This is a genomic window from Pelagibius marinus (genome assembly GCF_014925385.1).
Taxonomy (GTDB): domain Bacteria; phylum Pseudomonadota; class Alphaproteobacteria; order Kiloniellales; family Kiloniellaceae; genus Pelagibius; species Pelagibius marinus.
In genome coordinates, this window is the sequence record NZ_JACSDK010000001.1 from 976665 (window position 1) to 995672 (window position 19008).

A 19008-nucleotide genomic window follows, 5' to 3' on the forward strand; every position below is an offset into this window, starting at 1 on the left:
CGCCTTATTCCATATATCGGGCTCAAGTGGGACGCTCGACCCTGCCACCGCCAACCGAAGAGGCTGTATCGCAATGGTCGAACTCGTTTCCGAATACCACCATCCGATCAACCCCCTCGACCTCCTGGAAGAACTCGGTACCGCCAACGACTGGACCCTCGACCGCCACAGCGAGTCGGAGCTCTTGATCGAGATGTCCGGTCATTGGTGCGAATATCACATGTACTCGGTCTGGCAGGCGGACGTGAGCTCCATGTTCTTTTCCTGCCACTTCGACATGAAAGTCCCTGAAGCCCGCCGCGGCGAGGTCTGTGAACTGCTGGCGCACGCCAACGAGCGGCTGTGGCTCGGCCACTTCGACCTGATGTCGGAGGAAGGCGCCCTCATGTACCGCCACACCATTCCGCTGCGCGGCCTGCCTGGCGCGTCGCTGGAGCAGCTGGAAGACCTGGTGGAGGCCGCTCTCATGGAGTGCGACCGCATCTATCCGGCCCTGCAACTGGTGGTCTGGGGCAATTCCCCGGTGCGCGAGGCCCTGGACGCGGCAATGCTGGAGACGGTTGGCGAAGCCTGACGCCATGCCGGGAATGCCATGAAGCCCCTAGTGTCATGAACTTGGGTGGACCGCTGCTGCTGGTCGGCTGCGGCAAAATGGGCGGGGCGCTGCTGGAAGGCTGGCTCAGCCAGGGCATCGCCCCCGCCGACGTCTGGATCGTCGAGCCCAACGCGGAACCCCTGCAGGGCTTCATCGCCCGCGGCGTCCACCACGCGCCCGACGCCGCGGGCCTGCCCGGCGACCTGAAACCCGCCCTTATCGTCTTTGCCGTGAAGCCGCAGATGCTGGCCGCGGCGCTGCCCGCCTATAAAGCCTTCGCCGAAGCGGGCGCGGCGGCGCTCTCCATCGCCGCCGGCTGGCGCATCGCCGGCTTCGAAGAGGCACTGGGCGCGCAGACGCCCGTCGTGCGCGCCATGCCCAACACCCCGGCCGCCGTAGGGCGCGGCATGACCGTGCTCTGCGCCAACGACAAGGCCGACGCGAAGCTGCAGGAGGTCTGCGGCGAGCTGCTCTCCGCCGTGGGCGAGACCGCCTGGGTCGACGACGAGGGCCTCATCGACGCGGTCACCGCCGTTTCCGGCGGCGGCCCGGCCTACGTCTTCCTGCTGATCGAGTGCCTGGCGAAAGCCGGCGTCGAGGCCGGCCTGCCGGAGGACCTGGCCATGCAGTGCGCCCGCGTCACCGTGGCCGGCGCCGGGGAGCTGGTGCACATCGCCAGCGAGCCCGCCTCCACCTTGCGCGAGAACGTCACCTCGCCCGGCGGCACCACCCTGGAGGCGTTGAAGATCCTCATGGCGGAGGACGGCCTGCAGCCCCTCATGACCCGCGCCATCGCCGCCGCCACCGCCCGCAGCAAAGAGCTGGGCTGATCGGCTGCCGCCTGCGCCGCTTTGACATTCCCGGCGACGGGGCCATGTCTCATACATGAGTAAAGCCTGGCTCACTTCCCGCCGCGCGGTCCTCGGCGGCCTGGCGGCCCTGCCGTTCGCGGGCCGTCTTGCACGCGCCCAGGGCGCGCCGATCACCCGCGCCATTCCGTCCAGCGGAGAGAGCATCCCCGTCATCGGCATGGGCTCCTGGATCACCTTCAACGTCGGCGACGACAGGAAGCTGCGCGACGAACGCGCCGAGGTGCTGCGCGAGTTTTTTGCCCGCGGCGGCAAGGTCATCGACTGCTCGCCCATGTACGGCACCTCGGCGGAGGTCATCGGCTACGGCCTCAAGAAGCTTGAAGAGGAGAAGCTCGGACGGCCGCCGCAGCTCTTTTCCGCCAGCAAGGTCTGGACCTGGTTTCAGAACGACGGACCGGCGCAGATGGCCGAGCAGCGCGCCGCCTGGGGCGTCGGGAAATTTGACCTCATGCAGGTGCACAACCTGCTGAACTGGGACGGCCACCTGGCGACCCTCCGGGAGATGAAGGCGGAAGGCCATATCCGCTACCTCGGCGTCACCACCTCGCACGGCCGCCGCCACGACGAGCTGGAAGCGGTGATGAAAAGCCAGGACCTCGACTTCGTGCAGTTCACCTACAACATCCTCGACCGCGAGGCAGAGCAGCGCTTGCTGCCGCTGGCCGCCGAGCGCGGCCAGGCGGTGCTGGTGAACCGGCCCTTCCGCCGCAAGGACCTGATCCGCCGCTTCGAGAAGCATCCCCTGCCGGACTGGGCGGGGGAGTTCGGCGCCGCCAACTGGCCCCAGTTCCTGCTGAAGTTCATCGTCTCCCATCCCGCCGTCACCTGCGCCATCCCCGCCACCTCGCGCGCCGACCACATGGCCGAGAACATGGACGCGCTCTACGGCCGCCTGCCCGACGCCGCGCTGCGCCGGCGCATGGTCGACTATGTCGAAAATCTCTAGGCTGGATTGATGTTTCCCTACGACGCCGAGGTGCTGGCGCTCACCTATGCGCAGTACAACGCCGCGGTCTGGCCGGGCCAGCCGGTCGCCCTGCTGCTGGCCCTGGCGGCCTTGGGGCTGGCCGCCTGGCCGCGGCGCGGCGGCGCGCGGATCATCGGCGCGATCCTGGTGGGTTTCTGGCTGTGGTGCGGCCTGGTGTTTTTCCTGCGGCACATGGCGCCGCTCGACTTCATGGCGTCGGTCTACGGCTGGGTCTTCATTGCCCAGGCCGCCCTGCTGGCCTGGGCCCTGGTGTGGCGAGGGGCTGCCTTCCGCTTCCGCCCGGAGGCGGCCTCCGGGGCCGCGCTGGCCCTTGCCGCCGCGGCGCTCTTCGGCCTGCCGGCGCTCTCCGTCTTCGGCGCGGCCGGCTGGGGCGGGGCGCACATCGTCGGCCTCACGCCCGGCCCGACGGTGCTCTTTACCCTCGCCCTGCTGCTGCTGGCCGAGGGGCGGGGGCGCTGGCTGCTGATGGTGGTGCCGCTGGCCTGGTGCGCCCTGGCCGGAGCCACGGCCTGGGCGCTGGCGGTGCCGGAAGCCTGGCCCCTGCCGCTGCTGGGCGCGCTGGCGCTGGTCCTCACGCTTTGGCGCCCCCGCCGAGCCGGGTGATCGTTGGCCAGGGTGATCGTAGCGGCGCGAGCGTGCTATGCTGCCGGGAAAAGCAATCGTTTCAGGACGGGATCCAGATGAGTGAAGCGCCTTCCCAGGCTCCAATGAAGGACAGCGCCCGCCGGGTGCAGCAGGCGATCGAGTCGGCGGGCTTCGATTTCCAGGTCCGCGAGTTTCCGGCCTCGACCCGCACCTCGGAAGAGGCGGCGGCGGCCATCGGCTGCGACGTGGCGCAGATCGCCAAGTCGCTGATCTTCCGCGCCAAGGACTCGAATCGTCCGGTGCTGGTCATGGCCAGTGGCGCGAACCGGGTCGACGAGAAGGCGGTGGGGCGCCTGCTGGGCGAGAAGCTGGGCCGCGCCGACGCCGACTTTGTGCGCGCGGCCACGGGCTTCGCCATCGGCGGGGTGCCACCGGTCGGCCACCGCGAAGCGCCGGCCGTCTTCATCGACGCCGACCTGATGGCGTTGGACGAGATCTGGGCCGCCGCCGGCACGCCCAATGCGGTCTTTCGCCTGACGCCGCCGGAGCTGGTGGCGCTCACCGGCGGCCAGGTCGCGGCCCTGAAAAAGGCGGGGTGAGCCGGGCGCGGCCTTTTCCCCGCGCGCCGGAAACCTAGGTTGAATGGCGAGAAGGAGGGACTGACATGGTCAAGAAAGCCGCCGGCAAAAAGGCGACCGGCAAGAAGACTTCCGCCAAGAAAGCCGCTGCGGGAAGCGGCAAGGGCGACCCGACGCGGCGGATCATCGAGGCCGCCTTCGCCTTGGCCGCCGAGCGCGGCTGGCGCGACCTCTCCCTGGCCGAGATCGCCGAGGCCGCCGGGCTGCCGCTGTCCACGGTCTATCCGGTCTTCTCCTCCAAGCAGGCGATCCTCAACGGCTTCACGCGCCAGGTCGACGCGGCGATGCTGGCCGAGGGCGCCGAGGATATGGATCTGCCGGCGCGCGACCGCCTCTTCGACATGATCATGCGCCGCTTCGACGCCCTGCAGCCCTACAAGGAGGGCCTGGGCGCGATCCTGCAGGACCAGCTGCGCGATCCGCTGGCGACCTGCTGCGGGCTCGGCCGCCTGGGCCGCTCCATGGCCGCCACCCTGGAGGCCGCCGGCTTCTCCACCACCGGCTGCCGGGGCGTGCTGCGCATCAAGGGCCTTTCGGCCATCTACCTCTCGGCCGTGCGGGTCTGGCTGCGCGACGACAGCGAGGACATGGCCAAGACCATGGCCCAGCTGGACAAGCAGCTCTGCCGGATCGATTCCCTGATCGGCCGCCTCAAGAGCTACCGGCCCCGGGGTCAGCACAGCGGCGAGGCCGCCGCCTGAGCCGCCGCCGCGGCGGGGGCGGCGGGGCCCCCGGGGGCCCGGGCCCCCAAGTCCCTCTTATGGTTAACGAATCTCGCAGCTGCACGCGCAGAGCCGCGCGACTCCAGGGAAATCCTGGATTCATTTTATTGTGCAGTGCAAAAAAAATCCTTGACCGCCTACGAACGCTGGCCTATATCACGGTCACGCGCTGATTTGTGCGGTGCAACAATTTGCGGGGGTCACCCCCCGCCAGGGATAGGAGCCCGAACCATGGCAGTTTCCGGTAACCCCTTTCTGAGTGGTGAGTTCGCCAAGTTCGACTTCGCCGCTCTTATGGATCCCAGCAAGTTCGCTGAGCAGTTCGAGCAGTTCGACTTCGCCAAGACGGCGGACCAGTTCAAGTTCCCGGGTCTCGATGCGCAGGCCCTGGTCGAGTACCAGAAGCGCAACCTTGAGGCCTTCGCCTCTGCCAACAAGATCGCGCTGGAAGGCGCCCAGGCGGTGATTCGCCGTCAGGCCGAGATCCTGCGCCAGGGTGTTGAAGAGGCCTCTAAGGCGTTCTCCGAGATGAGCGCTGCCGGCACGCCGCAGGACAAGATCGTCAAGCAGGCGGAGCTGGCCAAGGGAGCCTACGAAACCGCTCTCGCCAACCTTCGCGAGCTGACCGAGCTGGCCAGCAAGTCGAACGGCGAAGCCGCTGATCTGCTGTCGACCCGCGTGAGCGAGAGCTTCGGCGAGTTCACCAGCGAGATCAAGAAGACCGCGAAGAAGAAGTAAGCGAGCTTTTTCGCGGGAGCTATTTCCTCCCCAGAGTACCCTGTACCTAGAGTACCCTGTAACTTGCCTTAAGGGCCGTCCCCCGGGACGGCCCTTTTTGTCTGCGCGTCCTGGCTGCGCCTGGGGCTTAACTTGCGCGATTTGCGCCCTATCTTGTTCCCCTGAACCTCCACCCACGGACAAGGGAGATCGGGAATGAGGCAGGCAGTGAGGCTTTCGGTTCTGGCAATGGCGGCGACGCTGCTGCCCTTTGCGGCGGCGGCCGGCGAGAAGGTCATCTACACCGTCGAGGGCGGCAACTACGAGGGCTACAGCGCCCCCGCCGAGGGCCCCTCCAAGGGCCTGGTGCTGGTGATTCACGATTGGGACGGCCTGACGGAATACGAGGAAAAGCGCGCCGATATGCTGGCGGCGATGGGCTACGACGCCTTCGCCGTCGACCTCTACGGCCAGGGCAACCGCCCGGTGGAGACCGGCGCCAAGAAGGCCGAGACCGGCAAGCTCTACAACGACCGCGAGACCATGCGCGGCCTGATCCTCGGCGGCCTGGCCGAGGCGCGTAAGCTGAACGGCGGCCCGGCGGTGGTCATGGGCTACTGCTTCGGCGGCGCGGCGGTGCTGGAACTGGCGCGCTCCGGCAAGGCCAAGGACATCGCCGGCTACGCCACCTTCCACGGCGGCCTCTCGACGCCCGAGGGCCAGAGCTACCCCGCCGACACCCCGCCGCTGCTCATCGCCCACGGCGGCGCCGACAGCGCCATCACCATGGACGACGTGGCCGCTCTCTCCAAGGAGCTGGAGGCCGGCGGCATTCCTTACGAGATCCAGGTCTATTCCGGCGCCCCGCACGCCTTCACGGTCTTCGGCGCCGGCAGCTACCGCAAGGTCGCGGACACCCAGTCCTGGGACGCCTTCCAGGACTTCCTCGCCACCAACCTGGCGGGCAGTTGAAGACTGCCGGCTTGCTTGACCTCGTGCTTCGAGACGGCGCTCACGCGCCTCCTCAGCATGAGGTCAGTCATTGAGGGTTGCGCCTCACCCTGAGGAGCGCTCCTTGGAGCGCGTCTCGAAGGGCGAGGCGCCCCGCCGTCCTTCAGAAAATCCCCGCTTCCAGGCCGGCGGCCATGGCCAGGCCCAGGTTGCGGCAGTCCTCCACGAAGCTCTCCTGCCAGGCGCCGCGGCAGATCAACGGCTCCTGCACCGCGCGCCACTTGAGGCCCGTGGCGATGCTCTCCACCGCCCGCCGGGTGCCGGTACCGTCGTGGCCGGCGCGGATATAGAGCGCGTAGGGCAGGGCCTCGCTCTGCTCGATGACGCTGTAGTAGCTGCGGTCGAAGAAGTCCTTCAGCGCACCGCTCATGTAGCCCAGGTTCTCGGTGGTGCCCAGGATGACGCCGTCGGCCGCCAGGACGTCCGCCGGGCCCGCCTCGAAAGGGGTCAGGGCGACGGTCTCCACGCCCTCGACCTCGTCGGAGCGCGCGCCCGCCACGACGGCATCGCGCAGGCGCAGGGTGTTGTCGGAGGGAACGTGGGCGACGACGAGCAGGCGCTTGCCCATCGCGTAACTCAGGCCGAGAGGCGCTTGCAGAGGGCCCGGAGATAGCGGTGGTCGCTGTCGGTGAATTCCCCGGCGGCGATGTCGGCCTTGTAGTCCTCCAGCTCCTGGCGGAACTCGTCGGAATTGTCGGGCTTGGCCAGCAGCTTCGCGATCAGCGCCAGGCTCTCGGCGTTCTTCGCCGCCGCGTCGGCCGGCAGTTCGTCGAGATTACCCAGGTCGCCCAGGTCGTAGGCGGCGCCGCCGCTCTCCGCGGCCTCGGCACCGAGGTTCGCCAGCAGCAACTCATCCCAGGTGCTGCCGGCGACCTTCACCTTGGTGTCCAGCACCCGGGCGGCGGCCAGCGCCTCTTCGTCATTGTCGCTGCCCAGGGTCTCCAGAAGGGAGATCAACTCACCCCGATCCAAGCTGCCGGTCATATTGCGCCTCGTTTCAGTTCTGCGAATCCGTCAGGATCGTACTCTAACGAACCCGCAGCTTGCTGGGCAAACCCCGGAAGCGGGGGGTCGTCCGGCCTCAGGCGGCGGCGCTGAGCGAGGAGAGCTCTTGGCTGTCCTCGCCGGCCTCCTCGATCAGCGCCTTGTGCAAGGCGCGGATGCAGGCGTCATGGTCGCCCTCCTCGACGATCACCTGCATATCCACCTTGCGGAGAAGGTCGTTGAAGCCCAGCGGCTCGACCCCGGCCTCGGCCAGGGCCGTCAGCACCCGGGCGCCGAGGCCCGGCAGGCGCAGGTCGCGGCCGATGATGGAAATCAGGGCCACGTTGCGCGAGGAGATCGAGGCCGAGGGGAAACGCTCGTTCAGGTCCTGCTCGACCCGCTTCACCGCCTTGGCCGAACCCTTCAGGAAGTGGGTGATGGTGTTGGCGTTGGAGGTCTTGGTGACGATGCGCGCCTTGTGGCGCTTCAGCGTCTCCAGGATCGCCGCGTCGTAGCCCTTCACGCCCACCATGTCCTGCTCGAAGAATTCGAAGGCGTAGACGCTCTTCAGGCCGGTGATCATCTCGACGGCGGGGGCCGTGGCCTCCAGGTCGCCGCGGATCATCGCGCCGGGGTCCTCCGGCTCGAAGGTGTTCATGATGCGCAAGGGGATGCGCGCCTGGCGCAGTCCCTTGGCGGCGCTGGGGTGGATCGCCTCCATGCCCATGTTGGAGAGCTGGTCGGCGACGTCGTAGTTGGTCTCGGCGATCGGCTTCACCGCCTCGGCGCCCACCAGCTTGGGGTCGGCGGAGGAGAGATGGAACTCCTTGTGGATGGTCGCTTCCGCCGCGCCGCTGTTGACGGCGATGCGCGAGAAGGTGATTTCGCTGTAGCCGCGGCCGTAGAGGCCGACCAGGCCCTCCTCGCACTGGGCGTAGCCGGTGACGATGGGCAGTTGCCGGGCGAGGTCCAGCGGCTCGAAGGCCTCGGCGATGCGCTCGTCCAGCTTGCTGCTGCCGGTCTCGCGCCAGCCGGTCAGGTCGACGAAAACGGCGTTCACGCCGCGGCGCTTCAGGGCCAGCGTCAGGTTGTGGGCGCTGTGCGCCTCGCCGATGCCGCTCAGCATCTCGCGCACGGTCAGCAGGTGCTCGGGCAGCTTGAAGTGGCCGAAGGAGCAGAGCCGGCGCAGGTCCATGAGACAGCTGCGCACGCCCTCGACCCGCTCCTCCACGAAGCGGTCGGCGAGCGCGATGTCGGCGGGGTCCTCCAGAACCTCGCGGTTCTTGTCGCGCATGGCCGCGGCCATGCGGGTCAGGGCGTCGCCCCAGGCCCATTCGTTCTCGGAGCCGGAGTAGAGCGCGTAGACGCCGGGTTCGCCGGTCTTCTTGTGCTCCAGCAGCAGGTCGGTCATGCCGCTGTAGGCGGAGACCACGAAGACGCGGTTGTAGAGCTCGGCCGCTTCACGCCCGCCGACCACGATGTTGTCCAACACCGTGTCGACCGCGGACATGGAAGTGCCGCCGATCTTGTGGACGCTGTGGGGGGCGTCCTGCGGGGCGTGGTTCTGATTGCCCGAGCGTTGCTGCAGTATGGCTTCCGTCACTGGGTATATCTCCCGGCCCGAGGGCGCGGGCGCCGGCCTTGTCGGCGCCCGTCCACATCAAACCTGATAATCGCTTGTCTCTTAGGTTCTGTTCTCTCTCGGCGCCGCCCTGTCAGGCGGTGTCGTGATCAGGCGGTGTCGTGATCAGGCGGCGTCGTCTTCCAGGGCATAGGCGCCGTCGGGGCCGTGCACTTCCTTGCCGGTGACCGGCGGGTTGAAGCAGCAGGCCATGACCATCTCGGTCTTGCCGCGCAGGACGTGCTTGTCGTGCTTGTCCAGGGCGTACATCACGCCGGGCCGGATCTCGTGGACCTCGCCGGTGGCGCAGTCCTCGATCGAGCCTTCGCCGGAGATGCAATAGACCGATTCGAAGTGGTTCTTGTAGTGCAGGTGCAGCTCGGCGCCTTCGAAAATGGTGGTGATATGGAAGCTGAAGCCCATGTCGTCGCCCTTCAGCAACAGGCGCACGCTCTGCCAGCCTTCGGCGCTGACGCAGCGCTCGCCGTTCTTGGCTTCCTCGTAATCGCGAACAATCATCTCTCTATCCAACTCCTCGTAACTTAGGCGGCGGCAGCCGAACGGTGCGTCTCTTCGAAGGCCTCGGCAAGGATGTCGAGGCCGGCATCGAGCTGCTCGGTCTTGATGGTCAGCGGTGCCAGGACCTTGACCACTTCGTCGTGGGCGCCCGAGGTCTCGATGATCAGGCCGCGCTCGAAGGCGGCGGCGCAGATCGCCGAGGCGGTGTCGCCGTCGCCCACGTCGATGCCGCGGAACATGCCCCGGCCCTTGGTCGAATAGCCGTGCTTCTTGGCGATTCCAGCCAGGCGCCGGGCAAGGTGGTCGCCCTTGCCCTGCACGGCCCGGGCGAAGTCCGGATTGCGCCAGAACTTCTCCAGCGCCACCTTGGCGGTGACGAAGGCATGGTTGTTGCCGCGGAAGGTGCCGTTGTGCTCGGCCGGGCCCCAGACGTCGTGCTCCGGTTTCAGCAGCACCATGGCAAAGGGCAGGCCCATGCCCGAAAGCGACTTGGCCAGGGTCACGATGTCCGGCGAGATGCCCATCTCCTCGAAGGAGAAGAAGCTGCCGGTGCGCCCGCAGCCGGCCTGGATGTCGTCGACGATCAGCAGGCTGCCGTGCTTGCGCGCCAGCTTCTCCAGGCGCTGCATGAACTCGGCCGAGGCGACGTTCAAGCCGCCCTCGCCCTGCACCGTCTCGATGATGAAGGCCGCCGGCGCCGTCATGCCGCTGGAGGGGTCTTCCAGCATCTGCTCCAGCATCGCCAGGCTGTCCGCACCGCCTTCCAGGTAGCCGTCGTAGGGCACCCGCGTCACGCCCTCCAACGGCACGCCCGCCCCGCCGCGGTGATAGCCGTTGCCGGTGCAGGCCAGCGCCCCCAGGGTGACGCCGTGGAAGCCGTTGGTGAAGGCGACGACCTGCTGGCGGCCGGTCACCTTGCGGGCCAGCTTCAGGGCCGCCTCGACGGCGTTGGCGCCCGTCGGGCCGGTGAACTGCAGGCGGTAGTCCATGTCGCGCGGCTGCAGGACGATTTCCTCGAAGGCCTTGATGAAGTCGGCCTTGGCCTCGGTGTACATGTCCAGGCCGTGGGTCACGCCGTCGCGCAGGATATAGTCGACCAGCGCCAGCTTCATGTCCGGATCGTTGTGGCCGTAGTTCAGCGTCGAGCAGCCGGCCAGGAAATCGATGTAGCGGCGGCCGTCCTCGGCGATCAGCTCGGCGCCGCTGGCGCGCTCAAACAGCACCGGGAAGCTGCGGCAGTAGCTGCGGATTTCGGATTCTCTGCGGGTAAAGGTATCGAGTGCCGAGGACATGGAGGGACCTCTTTCTTTGTTGCGGGAAGCGATGTCGGGAAAGTTGTGCGGAGCCCGGAGGCTCAGGCGGCGCTCTGCAGCGCGATGCGGTCGAAGGGACCGATCTCCACCAGATGCTCGGTGGCGTGGGCGCCGCCGAAGTGGGTCTCGCGCTCGAAGTGCGCGTCGTCGGCCATGGGCGCGTCCAGGTCGTCGGCGATGGCGCGGAACAGCGCCCAGGACGCCTTGTTGTCGCGTGTGATGGTGCTGTGGATGTGACGCACCTGGCGGCATTCCGGGCGCTGCAGCAGCTCGCGGATCAGGCGCTTGGCCACGCCGCGGCCGCGGGCGTCGGGATGCACGGCGACCTGCCAGACGAAAAGCGTGTCCGGCGACTCAGGAGGCCTGTAGCCGGAGATCCAGCCGACGGGCTCGCCGTCGAGCTCTGCCAGGGCGCAGGTGCCGGCGAAATGCGAGCACTGCAGCAGATTGCAGTACATCGAATTGTCGTCCAGCTTCTCGATGCTCTTGATCAGGTTCCACACCTTGGCGCCGTCGGCCTTCTTCGGCTTGCGGAATCGCAAGGCGCCCGCGGTGCGGGCCTTGGGGGATTTCAGAGCGGTTTCCAACTGCATTTTTTGTTCGTCTCCAAGCGGCGAGGACGCCAGATACTTTGTCCGTCAAACTAATTTGTCAACCGTAAAGGGAGCGTAAAACTTACGGGCATCTCGTTGAAAATCCTCAATACGCGCAGAAAATAAGCGAAAACGCGATGTCTCAAAAATTCGTATGAAGTTTTAATGTCAAAGCGTTTTTGAACTGAGCCGAAAATATCTTTAGTTAGGAGAACTAAAAGCGGGTCTTGGCCGCCCCGCAGCCGCACCCTAGGATCGAGTCGACGACAGGCGAGTTTTCGAGAGTTCGGGGATCCCTTGGCAGAAGTATCGCGGCGGCGCTCCCAACAGGCCCTGACGGCCATGCGCCAAATCCTGCGCGCGACGGACAACTATGCGCGCAAGCTGTCACGGGAGACCGGCCTGACGGCCTCTCAGTTGCTGCTCCTGCAGGTGCTCGACGAGCACGGCGAGACCACCGCCGGCCAGATCGCCGGGCATATGGGCATCACCCAGGCGACCACCACCAGCCTGCTGCACAAGCTGGAGGCCGGCGGCCTGGTCCATCGCCAGCGCGGCGACGCCGACCGTCGCCAGGTCTGGCTGTCGCTGACCGAGGCCGGGCGCGAGAAACTGGCCGCCGCGCCGGACGGGCTGCAGGAGAATTTCCGGGAGCGTTTCGAAAACCTGGAATCCTGGGAGCAGGCCATGCTGGTGGCGGCCCTGGAGCGGGTCGTCGCCCTGCTGGATGCCGAAAGCCTGGACGCGGCGCCGGTGCTGGACGTGGGCGCCATCGACCGCGAGCAGCACTAGCTGCCTCTCTGCCGGCGGGCGCCCTTAGCGGCTGACCACCACCATCTTCTCGATGACGTCGTCCATTTCCCGGTCGTCGACCAGGATGTGCAGCGCCTCCAGCGTCGGCAGCAGGTTGCTGCGCTTGCCCACGCGGATCACCGGGTTCTTGCCGGGGATCAGCATGGTGCGTTCGCCGAAGTTGAGGCGCAGGTAGAGGATGCCGTCCTCCTCGAACCACCAGGGCGCCGGCTGCTTGTAGGTCATGCGCTTGACGGTCTCGCCGTCCTGCTCGACGTACTCGTGGCTCGGGTAGGTGAAGTCGGCGTCGTGCGCCAGGCCGATCTGGTGGCTCAGGCCCTCCAGAAAAATGCGGCGCAGGTCTTCCATGCGGCGGTTGACCAGCTTCTTGCGGCGCGCCGGATTGTCGGTCCGCGGCGGGCGCGCCGGGACGACGAAGTCGAGTTCTTCACGCGAAACGGAAAGGGGGCGTGAGACGGGAATGGGGGGCCTCCAGGCGCTTCTTGCGCCGGCTGTGAACAGGGAGGCGGAGACTATCCGAAGTGTCGCATATTGTCAAAATGCGACACTCGAGTCGTATTTACGACAAATCAAGTATTGTTCCGCAGGAGAAAACTATCGGTGTTTCAACGGATCTGCCCGGTCCTTCCGGGGATCTTTCGCCGCCCGGGCGCCGATTCCCGATGATCGCCGGAGCGGCGGCGAAGAATATTTTTGAGGCATTCCGGTAGTTTGCGCTGCTCTCGCGCCTTGTCGGGCGGATCGCCGGAATGATAGCCTCGCCGCACTCCACCGAGGCGCGAACAGGACAGTCAGAGGCATCCAAGGTCATGGCAGCGAGCCCGCAGATCTCCTTCGACGACTTCATGAAAATCGACGTGCGGGTCGGCACCATCGTCGACGCCCAGCCCTTTCCCGAGGCGCGGCGCCCGGCCATCAAGCTGTGGGTCGACCTGGGCGAGGAGATCGGCGTGAAGAAGTCCTCTGCCCAGATCACCGTGCACTACGACGCGGAGCACCTGGTCGGCAAGCAGGTCGCCGCGGTGGTGAACTTCCCGCCGCGCCAGATCGGCAAGTTCATGTCCGAGGTCCTGGTGCTGGGCTTTCCCGACGGCGAGGGCGAGGTGGTGCTGGTGACCGCCGACCAGCCGGTCCCCAACGGCGGCCGGCTGTACTGACGCTTTCCCGGAACCGACGAGAAGCTGTCCGTGACCCGATCGTCGCTCCCCTGCAGGCCGGCCATTTCCGGCCGCAGTACCGAAAGCGCATTTGTGCTAGGTTTGGGGGGCAGGGAGATGTAGTCGGGCGCCAGTAACGCTGGGCGAGGATTCCGATGATCAAGCCGTCGGATGAACTTGGACAGGGCCGCCGTTCGTACGATGCGAGAGCGTGGCGCGATGCCTTCGAATATCTTTCGCGGGCTGACGAAGAGGAACCGCTGCGCGCCGAGGACCTCGAGCGATTCGCGGTAGCCGCCTACCTGACCGGCGAGGACGACAGATTCCTCGAAATCCTGGGCCGCGCCTACAAAGCCTATCTGGACGCTGACCAACCTGCCCGCGCTCTCCGCTGCGCCTTCTGGATCGGCCTGACGCTGCTGTTACGCGGCGAAACCGGCCGCGGCACCGGGTGGATTTCCGGCGCACAGCGGCTCATGCAACGCGAGGGGCTGGATTGCGTCGAGCAAGGTTACCTGCTGCTGCCCTCCGCAGAGCAGAGCCTGGGCGGCGACGATTTTGACACGGCATCCAAGACGGCCGCTGAAGCGCTCGAAATCGGCGAGCGGTTCGGTGACATCGATCTCATCGCCTGTGCCCGGCATGTGCAGGGGCGGGTGCTGATGGGCCAGGGACAGGTCGAGCAAGGCCTTGCCTGCCTGGACGAGGCGATGGTGGCGGTTACCTCGGGCGACTTGTTTCCGATGATGACCGGGCTCGTCTACTGCAGCGTGATCGATGCTTGCCAGCAGTTCTATGCTTTGGCGCGCGCCTGGGAGTGGACGACCGCCCTGGCGAGCTGGTGCGCCGAGCAGCCCCAGATGGTCGCCTTCACCAGCTCATGTCTGATCCATCGCTCGGAAATCATGACGTTGCACGGCGCCTGGTCGGACGCGATCGAGGAGGCGCAGCGCGCCTGCGAAAGCCGGACCGCGAGACCCGACACCCAACAGCCTGCCGCGGCGTTTTACCGGCAGGCGGAGGTGCACCGTCTGAGGGGTGAGTTCGCCTTGGCCGAAGAAGGGTATCGCAGCGCCAGCCGGCGGGGGTTCGAGCCGCAACCGGGCTTGGCCCTCTTGCGACTGGCACAGGGAGATACAGTTGCCGCGGCTGCGGCGATCCGCCGGATCGTGGACGCGACCAGCAATCGGCCCCAACGCGCGAAGCTGCTGCCCGCCTACGTCGAGATCATGCTCGCCGCGAAGGACATCGAAGCCGCTCGCGGCGCCTGCCGGGAACTGGCGGGCATCGCCGAGGGCTTCAAGGCGGAGGCCATGGAAGCGATGGCTGCCCATGCCAGAGGAACGGTCGACCTGGCCGAGGATGATGCAACAGCCGCGCTCGGTTCGCTTCGCCAGGCCTTGGAGGCATGGCAGCGGCTGGAAGCGCCCTACGAGTTGGCACGGGCAAGGGTCGCGGCGGGACTGGCCTGCCGGGTGCTTGGCGATGACGAGGGCGCCAACCTGGAGTTCGACGCGGCGCGGGACGTCTTCGAGCGGCTCGGCGCCGCCCCCGACCTGCGCCGGGTGGCGGCGCTGACAGGTGAAGCGGCGGACCGGCCTTCGCATGGATTGACGCCGCGCGAACGCCAGGTCCTCAGCCTGGTGGCGATCGGCAAGACCAACAAAGCCATTGCCGCCGAGCTGGGCGTGAGCGGACGGACGGTGGAGCGCCATGTGAGCAACATCTTCAACAAGCTCGACGTTCCCTCGCGGGCCGCCGCCACCGCCTTCGCCTACGAGCACGATCTCATTTGATCCCCCTCATTTGATCCCCTGCGCCGGATGGGTGATTCCACCCATGCGGGCGGTTCTCTCAAACTGGGTGGTTCTCCGGAAGCGGCGGGCCGCCGGCCCGCCGTAAGGTGGTGCGTCATGAGGAAGCCGAGGAGAGAGACATGGCCACAGTATCCGAAACAGCCGTCGCCACCGAGAAAGGTACCCGCGAGGCTTGGAACAAGATTGCCGAAGGCTACGACACCTTCGTCACGCCGACGCATATGTGGCTGGCCAACGAGGGGCTGCGCCGCGCCGGCGTCGGGGACGGCACGCGGTTCCTCGATGTGGCTGCCGGCAGCGGCGCGCTCAGCATTCCTGCCGCGCGCCTCGGGGCAAAGGTTCTTTCCACCGACCTTTCGCCGTCGATGCTGGAGAAGCTCGAAGCACGCGCCCGCGACGAGGACCTGGACCTGGAGGTCCGTGTCATGGACGGTCATGCCCTTGACCTGGATGACGGTACCTTCGACGTTTCCGGTTCTCAGTTCGGCGTCATGCTGTTCCCCGACATGCCGCGCGGCATAGCCGAGCTCGCTCGGGTCACCAGAGCCGGCGGGCGGGTGCTGATGACCGTCTACGGCGCGCCCGAGAAGATCGAGTTCTTCGGCTTCTTCGTGCACGCGATCCGCTCCGTCGTGCCCGGCTTCACCGGCCCGCCGATGGATCCCCCTCCGCTGCCGTTTCAGCTGCAGGATCCGGAGAGGCTGCGCAAAGAGCTGTGCCGCGTGGGTCTGAAAGACGTCCGTGTCGACACGATCACCGAGAAGCTGGAGTTCACCACGGGCCGGCAGTTGTGGAACTGGCTGACCACCAGCAACCCGATCGTGGAAACCGTTCTCGGCGAGCTGCATCTCACTGAGGATCAGCGGGAGCAGGTTCGGCAGTCGCTCGACCAGATGATCGAAAAGCGCTCCGGCGGCCAGGGGCCCGCCGTCCTCACGAACCCGGTCAATATCGGCATTGGGACGAAGTAGGCAGAACAGCCGCAGGGGGTGGCGGCACGCGGTGCCCCCTGCCCCTGCCGGCGCGCTCAGGTGATGTTGAAGCGCTGCAGGACGTCGGCGAGGTCGTCGCCGAACTGGGCGCCGCGGCGGATCAGGCCGACGTTCATCGGCAGGGCCTTCAGGTCCGGATGGTCCGGGTCGAGGCTGGTCAGCAGGGCCACCGGGATCGACTTGGTCGCCGGCATGGCGGCCAGGGCACAGGCCAGGTCGACGCCGCTCATGCGCGGCATGACCTGCGAGGTGATCACCAGGTCCGGCTTGGTCTCGAGGATCAGTTCCAGCGCCTCGATGGGGTTCATCACCGTGGCGACGCGATAGCCGCAGGCCGCCAGCTCGCGGCCCACCACCTTGGCGGCCGAGCGCTGCGGGATGATCACGGTGACGTCCTTGTCCATCACCGTCACGTCTTCGACGTTGAAGGTGTTCTGCTGCGGCAGCGCGCGCAGCACGGCGGCCACGTCCTCGACGTCGACGGCCTCGCCGTCCAGCACCGCCGAGATGCGGTCGGCGAAGGCGATCAGGTCGTCGGCCTGCTTGTGGTCGACGGCGTCGATCTCGCTGAGGTATTCGTCCAGGCGGTGGGTCAGGGGGCCGAAGCCGACCAGGTTCACCGCGCGGGCCTTCATGCGCAGGTTGGCCGATTCCTGGGCCAGGGCCTTGGCGGCTTCCTTGGGGTTGAGGACGCCGTTCTTCACCTGCTGGACGCGCAGCTCCAGGTTACTGACGAGATCGCGCGCCTCGTCGAGCACTTCGCTCTCAAGCTGAGAATCGAGCTCTTCTTCCGAAATCAACCCACGCGTGGTGGCCATGCCCTTAGCTCCGTAACCTGCTTCTGCGGGAAACTGACGGCGGTCAGCGGCGCCAGCTTAGACGCCAAGAGTTAAGGCTGTATAAATAAAATGAACCTCCGGTTGCGGGTCCGCGGGCCCCTTCCCCCGGCCGATTTTGCGGCGCGATACAGGGGCGATTTCGGGAGGGAGGTTCTAGACCGGCAGCCAGATTCGGGCCCTGAGCCCGCCGCCCGGGGCGCTCTCCAGGGCCACGTCGCCGCCGTGGCTGCGGGCCACGTCGCGGGGGAGGGTCAGGCCCCGGCCGGTGCCGCCGGGCGCCGGCGTGCGCGACTGCTCCAGGCGGTAGAAGGGCTTGAAGACGTCTTCGTGGCGCTCCGGCGGGATGCCGGGGCCGTCGTCGTCCACCGTGACCTCGACCATGTTCTTGCGCCGTCCGGCACGCACCGCCACGTGCTCGCCGTGACGCTGGGCGTTGGCGATGAGGTTGGTCAGGCAGCGGCGCATGCCGTCGCGGCGCAGCGGCAGCGTGATGTCCTGCTCCACGTGCAGATCGACGGCGCGGCCGTCGCGCGTCATCTGGTCGACCACGTCGCGCAGCAGCCCGCCCAGGTCGGTGGGCGCCGGCGTCTCCTGTCCCTCGCCGCGGGCGAAGGCCAGGTAGCCCTCGACCATGTGCTCCATCTCCGCCACGTCGGACTGCAGGTTCTGCACGTCGGGCGCGTCCTCCAGCATCTCCAGCTGCAGCTTCATGCGGGTCAGCGGCGTGCGCAGGTCGTGACTGACGCCGGCCAGCATCTCGGTGCGCTGCTGAATCTGGCGCTTGATGCGGTCGCGCATGTTGACGAAGGCGGCGGCGGCCTGGCGGACCTCCGTCGCGCCCTCCGGCTTGAAGTCGCGCACCTCCTGGCCCTTGCCGAAGCTTTCGGCGGCGCGCGCCAGGCGGCGGATCGGCTTCACCTGGTTGCGCATGAAGATGACGGCGATGCCGAACAGCAGGATCGAGCTGCCGATGGTCCAGAAGATGAAGATGTAGGTGGTGGAGGAGAACAGCCGCTCATCGGTGACCAGCACGCGCAGAACGCCCCGGGGCAGCTGTACCAAGATCTCCACCCGGTCCTCGATGGAACGGGCGTCGATGACGAAGGGTTCGTTCAGGCGCTCCCGCAGCGCGTCGGTCAGGCGCGCTTCCACCACGCCGCGCAGCCGGCGCTGCGGCGGCACCAGCAGTTCCGCGCCTTCGGTCAGGGTGAGCTCCAGTTGCATGGAGGAGCGCGCCAGGTGGAAGATGCGGCGCTGGTCGAGGTCGCTTTCGCTGCGCGACAGCAGCGAGATGACCGCCGCGACGTCGCCGGCCAGGCCCTGGGCCAGGCGCTTGGTGATGGTGTCGTAGTGGCGGTCGTAGAACACCCAGGTCGAGATCACCTGCATGAGGATCAGCGGGGTGATGATGATCAGCACCGAGCGGCCGAGCAGGGAGCGCGGCAGGAAGCGGCGGATCGGCCCGGGGCCGCCTTGCGGATAGAGTGGGTTCGGCGGGGAGCTGTTCATGGCTCCAATCTGTCGGAGAAGGGGAAGCGCACCATCAATCGGGCATCAGCACATAGCCGGTGCCGCGCACCGTTTGCAGGTAGCGTGGAAACTTGGGGTCGGCCTCGATCTTGCGGCGCAGCCGGGTCACCTGCACGTCGATGGTGCGGGTGTTGCCGCTGATCATGCTTTCCTCACCCAGGTCGTCGCGGCTGATCGGCTCGCCGGCGCGCCGCGCCAGGGCTTTCAGCAGCGAGGCCTCGGCGGTGGTCAGGCGCACGAAGGAGCCGGCCTTGGTCAACTCCTCGCGCTCCAGATCGAAGCAGAACTCGCCGAAGGTGATCTTGGTCCGCGCCGCGGCGGCGGCCGGCGGCGGCACGCGGCGCAGGATGGCGTTGATGCGCAGCACCAACTCGCGCGGCTCGAAGGGCTTCGGCAGGTAGTCGTCGGCCCCGCACTCGAAGCCGGCGATGCGGTTCTCGGTTTCGTTCATGGCGGTGAGCAGCAGGATCGGCACGGCGCTCTCGCGGCGCAGGGTCTCGGTCAGCTGCAGGCCGGTTTCGCCGGGCATCATGATGTCGAGCACCAGCAGGTCGAAGGCGATGGAGGCCAGCTTGGCCCGCGCGTCGGCGGCGTCCACCGCGGTGGTGACGCGGAAACCCTGCTCGCTGAGATAGCGCTGCAGCAGGTCGCGCAGGCGCGTATCGTCGTCCACCACCAGGATATGCGGCTGCTCGCTCAGGG

The 19008-nt window shown here is 67.2% G+C and carries 22 protein-coding genes; 12 read left to right on the forward strand and 10 right to left on the reverse strand.

Annotated features, from left to right (window positions below; all coding sequences use genetic code 11):
• The first annotated feature begins 73 nt into the window (after positions 1 to 73).
• From H7X47_RS04800 to H7X47_RS04835, 8 genes are all read left to right on the forward strand, one after another.
• Positions 74 to 574, forward strand: a complete 501-nt coding sequence (locus H7X47_RS04800) for a type III secretion system chaperone family protein (protein WP_193367436.1) — start codon at positions 74 to 76, stop codon at positions 572 to 574.
• A 35-nt stretch (positions 575 to 609) separates the two neighbouring features.
• Entirely contained in the window at positions 610 to 1425 is an 816-nt protein-coding gene (gene proC, locus H7X47_RS04805; protein WP_193367437.1) for a pyrroline-5-carboxylate reductase, read from the forward strand.
• A 55-nt stretch (positions 1426 to 1480) separates the two neighbouring features.
• Complete coding sequence (locus tag H7X47_RS04810) at positions 1481 to 2413, forward strand: aldo/keto reductase (protein WP_193367438.1); 933 nt, start codon at positions 1481 to 1483, stop codon at positions 2411 to 2413.
• 9 nt (positions 2414 to 2422) lie between these two features.
• Entirely contained in the window at positions 2423 to 3058 is a 636-nt protein-coding gene (locus H7X47_RS04815) for a DUF6064 family protein (RefSeq protein WP_193367439.1), read from the forward strand.
• A gap of 77 nt (positions 3059 to 3135) precedes the next feature.
• On the forward strand, positions 3136 to 3639 hold the full coding sequence (locus tag H7X47_RS04820; protein WP_227010151.1) for a YbaK/EbsC family protein: 504 nt from the start codon (positions 3136 to 3138) through the stop codon (positions 3637 to 3639).
• 65 nt (positions 3640 to 3704) lie between these two features.
• Entirely contained in the window at positions 3705 to 4379 is a 675-nt protein-coding gene (locus H7X47_RS04825) for a TetR/AcrR family transcriptional regulator (protein ID WP_193367440.1), read from the forward strand.
• A 252-nt stretch (positions 4380 to 4631) separates the two neighbouring features.
• Entirely contained in the window at positions 4632 to 5138 is a 507-nt protein-coding gene (locus H7X47_RS04830) for a phasin family protein (protein WP_227010152.1), read from the forward strand.
• Positions 5139 to 5333: 195 nt separating this feature from the next.
• The gene (locus H7X47_RS04835; RefSeq protein ID WP_193367441.1) at positions 5334 to 6089 is read left to right on the forward strand and encodes a dienelactone hydrolase family protein; all 756 of its coding nucleotides are present in this window, start codon (positions 5334 to 5336) and stop codon (positions 6087 to 6089) included.
• Positions 6090 to 6231: 142 nt separating this feature from the next.
• Here H7X47_RS04835 and H7X47_RS04840 read toward each other — a convergent pair whose 3' ends face one another.
• From H7X47_RS04840 to ectA, 6 genes are all read right to left on the reverse strand, one after another.
• Complete coding sequence (locus tag H7X47_RS04840) at positions 6232 to 6696, reverse strand: flavodoxin family protein (RefSeq protein ID WP_193367442.1); 465 nt, start codon at positions 6694 to 6696, stop codon at positions 6232 to 6234.
• 8 nt (positions 6697 to 6704) lie between these two features.
• Positions 6705 to 7112 carry a hypothetical protein gene (locus H7X47_RS04845; protein WP_193367443.1) on the reverse strand — a complete coding sequence of 136 codons (408 nt, stop codon included), beginning with the start codon at positions 7110 to 7112 and terminating at the stop codon, positions 6705 to 6707.
• A 97-nt stretch (positions 7113 to 7209) separates the two neighbouring features.
• A complete protein-coding gene (locus tag H7X47_RS04850) occupies positions 7210 to 8715 on the reverse strand; it encodes an aspartate kinase (RefSeq protein WP_319633530.1) in 1506 nt (501 codons plus the stop codon).
• Positions 8716 to 8859: 144 nt separating this feature from the next.
• Positions 8860 to 9252: an ectoine synthase gene (locus H7X47_RS04855; RefSeq protein WP_193367444.1), complete on the reverse strand. Its 393-nt coding sequence runs from the start codon at positions 9250 to 9252 to the stop codon at positions 8860 to 8862.
• A 23-nt stretch (positions 9253 to 9275) separates the two neighbouring features.
• Complete coding sequence (ectB, locus tag H7X47_RS04860) at positions 9276 to 10544, reverse strand: diaminobutyrate--2-oxoglutarate transaminase (protein WP_193367445.1); 1269 nt, start codon at positions 10542 to 10544, stop codon at positions 9276 to 9278.
• Positions 10545 to 10606: 62 nt separating this feature from the next.
• Positions 10607 to 11158: a diaminobutyrate acetyltransferase gene (gene ectA / locus H7X47_RS04865; RefSeq protein ID WP_193367446.1), complete on the reverse strand. Its 552-nt coding sequence runs from the start codon at positions 11156 to 11158 to the stop codon at positions 10607 to 10609.
• A 297-nt stretch (positions 11159 to 11455) separates the two neighbouring features.
• Between ectA and H7X47_RS04870 the strand changes: the two genes are divergently transcribed.
• The gene (locus H7X47_RS04870; RefSeq protein ID WP_227010153.1) at positions 11456 to 11950 is read left to right on the forward strand and encodes a MarR family winged helix-turn-helix transcriptional regulator; all 495 of its coding nucleotides are present in this window, start codon (positions 11456 to 11458) and stop codon (positions 11948 to 11950) included.
• A 24-nt stretch (positions 11951 to 11974) separates the two neighbouring features.
• On the opposite strand, the gene H7X47_RS04875 is transcribed toward H7X47_RS04870, so the two are convergent.
• Entirely contained in the window at positions 11975 to 12319 is a 345-nt protein-coding gene (locus H7X47_RS04875) for a hypothetical protein (RefSeq protein ID WP_193367447.1), read from the reverse strand.
• Positions 12320 to 12780: 461 nt separating this feature from the next.
• On the opposite strand from H7X47_RS04875, the gene H7X47_RS04880 reads away from it, so the two are divergent.
• From H7X47_RS04880 to H7X47_RS04890, 3 genes are all read left to right on the forward strand, one after another.
• Positions 12781 to 13128, forward strand: coding sequence for a tRNA-binding protein (locus H7X47_RS04880; protein ID WP_193367448.1), 348 nt, complete (start codon positions 12781 to 12783; stop codon positions 13126 to 13128).
• Positions 13129 to 13283: 155 nt separating this feature from the next.
• Entirely contained in the window at positions 13284 to 14924 is a 1641-nt protein-coding gene (locus H7X47_RS04885; protein WP_193367449.1) for a response regulator transcription factor, read from the forward strand.
• 140 nt (positions 14925 to 15064) lie between these two features.
• Positions 15065 to 15916, forward strand: a complete 852-nt coding sequence (locus H7X47_RS04890; protein ID WP_193367450.1) for a class I SAM-dependent methyltransferase — start codon at positions 15065 to 15067, stop codon at positions 15914 to 15916.
• A 56-nt stretch (positions 15917 to 15972) separates the two neighbouring features.
• On the opposite strand, the gene H7X47_RS04895 is transcribed toward H7X47_RS04890, so the two are convergent.
• The 3 genes from H7X47_RS04895 to H7X47_RS04905 all read right to left on the reverse strand — a co-directional run bounded on the left by H7X47_RS04895 (position 15973) and on the right by H7X47_RS04905 (position 18982).
• Positions 15973 to 16755 (reverse strand): response regulator, encoded by a 783-nt coding sequence (locus H7X47_RS04895; protein WP_193367451.1) that lies wholly within the window; start codon positions 16753 to 16755, stop codon positions 15973 to 15975.
• A gap of 174 nt (positions 16756 to 16929) precedes the next feature.
• On the reverse strand, positions 16930 to 18285 hold the full coding sequence (locus H7X47_RS04900; protein ID WP_193367452.1) for an ATP-binding protein: 1356 nt from the start codon (positions 18283 to 18285) through the stop codon (positions 16930 to 16932).
• Positions 18286 to 18319: 34 nt separating this feature from the next.
• Positions 18320 to 18982 carry a response regulator gene (locus H7X47_RS04905; protein WP_319633531.1) on the reverse strand — a complete coding sequence of 221 codons (663 nt, stop codon included), beginning with the start codon at positions 18980 to 18982 and terminating at the stop codon, positions 18320 to 18322.
• Positions 18983 to 19008: the final 26 nt, after the last annotated feature.

What these genes read in the sequence shown, in the direction of transcription:
- H7X47_RS04800 (WP_193367436.1), top strand. Translation starts at nt 74, where the DNA reads ATGGTCGAACTCGTTTCCGAATACCACCATCCGATCAACCCCCTCGAC.
- proC (WP_193367437.1), top strand. Translation starts at nt 610, where the DNA reads ATGAACTTGGGTGGACCGCTGCTGCTGGTCGGCTGCGGCAAAATGGGC.
- H7X47_RS04810 (WP_193367438.1), top strand. Translation starts at nt 1,481, where the DNA reads ATGAGTAAAGCCTGGCTCACTTCCCGCCGCGCGGTCCTCGGCGGCCTG.
- H7X47_RS04815 (WP_193367439.1), top strand. Translation starts at nt 2,423, where the DNA reads ATGTTTCCCTACGACGCCGAGGTGCTGGCGCTCACCTATGCGCAGTAC.
- H7X47_RS04820 (WP_227010151.1), top strand. Translation starts at nt 3,136, where the DNA reads ATGAGTGAAGCGCCTTCCCAGGCTCCAATGAAGGACAGCGCCCGCCGG.
- H7X47_RS04825 (WP_193367440.1), top strand. Translation starts at nt 3,705, where the DNA reads ATGGTCAAGAAAGCCGCCGGCAAAAAGGCGACCGGCAAGAAGACTTCC.
- H7X47_RS04830 (WP_227010152.1), top strand. Translation starts at nt 4,632, where the DNA reads ATGGCAGTTTCCGGTAACCCCTTTCTGAGTGGTGAGTTCGCCAAGTTC.
- H7X47_RS04835 (WP_193367441.1), top strand. Translation starts at nt 5,334, where the DNA reads ATGAGGCAGGCAGTGAGGCTTTCGGTTCTGGCAATGGCGGCGACGCTG.
- H7X47_RS04840 (WP_193367442.1), bottom strand. Translation starts at nt 6,696, where the DNA reads ATGGGCAAGCGCCTGCTCGTCGTCGCCCACGTTCCCTCCGACAACACC.
- H7X47_RS04845 (WP_193367443.1), bottom strand. Translation starts at nt 7,112, where the DNA reads ATGACCGGCAGCTTGGATCGGGGTGAGTTGATCTCCCTTCTGGAGACC.
- H7X47_RS04855 (WP_193367444.1), bottom strand. Translation starts at nt 9,252, where the DNA reads ATGATTGTTCGCGATTACGAGGAAGCCAAGAACGGCGAGCGCTGCGTC.
- ectB (WP_193367445.1), bottom strand. Translation starts at nt 10,544, where the DNA reads ATGTCCTCGGCACTCGATACCTTTACCCGCAGAGAATCCGAAATCCGC.
- ectA (WP_193367446.1), bottom strand. Translation starts at nt 11,158, where the DNA reads ATGCAGTTGGAAACCGCTCTGAAATCCCCCAAGGCCCGCACCGCGGGC.
- H7X47_RS04875 (WP_193367447.1), bottom strand. Translation starts at nt 12,319, where the DNA reads ATGGAAGACCTGCGCCGCATTTTTCTGGAGGGCCTGAGCCACCAGATC.
- H7X47_RS04880 (WP_193367448.1), top strand. Translation starts at nt 12,781, where the DNA reads ATGGCAGCGAGCCCGCAGATCTCCTTCGACGACTTCATGAAAATCGAC.
- H7X47_RS04885 (WP_193367449.1), top strand. Translation starts at nt 13,284, where the DNA reads ATGATCAAGCCGTCGGATGAACTTGGACAGGGCCGCCGTTCGTACGAT.
- H7X47_RS04890 (WP_193367450.1), top strand. Translation starts at nt 15,065, where the DNA reads ATGGCCACAGTATCCGAAACAGCCGTCGCCACCGAGAAAGGTACCCGC.
- H7X47_RS04895 (WP_193367451.1), bottom strand. Translation starts at nt 16,755, where the DNA reads ATGGCCACCACGCGTGGGTTGATTTCGGAAGAAGAGCTCGATTCTCAG.
- H7X47_RS04900 (WP_193367452.1), bottom strand. Translation starts at nt 18,285, where the DNA reads ATGAACAGCTCCCCGCCGAACCCACTCTATCCGCAAGGCGGCCCCGGG.